Source organism: Candidatus Cloacimonadaceae bacterium (assembly GCA_030693415.1).
Taxonomy (GTDB): Bacteria; Cloacimonadota; Cloacimonadia; order Cloacimonadales; family Cloacimonadaceae; genus JAUYAR01.
Genome location: JAUYAR010000083.1, coordinates 1 through 1,139 on the forward strand (window position 1 = coordinate 1; position 1,139 = coordinate 1,139).

Annotated in this window: 1 protein-coding gene; it reads right to left on the reverse strand. The window is 50.6% G+C overall.

Annotated elements, in window-relative coordinates; all coding sequences use genetic code 11:
• The coding region (locus Q8M98_05120) for a transposase family protein (GenBank protein MDP3114142.1) at positions 1–1,139 on the reverse strand (1,139 nt) is incomplete at both ends.

Genomic DNA, 1,139 nt, shown 5'->3' on the forward strand with positions numbered 1-1,139 from the left:
GTCGGTGGGACTGATTTATACAGCTTCTGAGCCCACTTCTCGTTACGCATCAGGGGAGCAGGTTTGTTATCAATACAAGACCCCCGGAAAGATGAGATGAACCGTTCGAACTGCTCCTGGAAGGTCTTGAAGAACCGCTCGATCACTTTAGCTTTGGCATTATAGCTGGCTGCGAACTGAGCTCCGATATTGAGCTTGGGGAAGATGCCACCCATCTCTATCTCCAGATCGTGGGATTCCCAGGCTTCATGAAAGAGTTTGCTCTTGAAAGCTCTGCCATTATCGAGATAGACGTACTTTGGCAGCGCTCCCCAGTTGAGGAAGCCATTTCTAAAGGCGATCTGGATATGCTGGCTGTCCTCGGTAAAGGCAAGTGAGGCACCCACCGGATATCTGCTTGCCCAGTCCAGCACCATGATCATAGTCATGCGTTGGGCTTTCCCGGTCTTGGGATTGTAGATATCGAAAGCCAGAGTATGACCATCGGCTACCCATACTTCTCCCACATCCAGGACATTATCACGAATAATCGTCTTGATGATATGCTCGGCTACGAACTTGCTGCCCTTTCGGGTTTGATTCCAGACCGCAGGATTATCCTCTGCCCATTCAGTGCACCAGCGTCTCAAGGTCGGGACACTGGAGGGAGATTCGATCCAACCCATCCGTTCTTTGCTCTTGAGAGCCGAGATAGCTGAACCGATGGTTACCTGATTGGGATGCAGCAGCACCTGCAGTAGCAGTGCGCTCTCCTGATCGGTTACTTTGCGCTTATGCTCTTTGTTACGGCTTCTATGGATCAGGGCATACATGTTCTGCTGGGCTTCCTGATAACGTTCAATCCAGAGCCGCAGAGCCCGTTCGGTGCGTTTACCCTTGAGTCTGTATAGTTCAGGTGCCAGAGTGCCGTTATTGTAATCGCAAGCGATCTTATCCCACTCGGCTACCTTGGACTCGCAGTCTGCCAGGCGATTGAGGATGACATTGCATAAGTGTCCATACAGCTTCGCCTCTCCATCATACTTGGTGAAGATCTGATCATCCGGACTGAAGTCGATGAATAGGTCATTGGGTATGATCTGTACCGAAGCAGCCGGGATGATCTGAGTTGAATGAATATCCGGTTGCAATTGCTCATC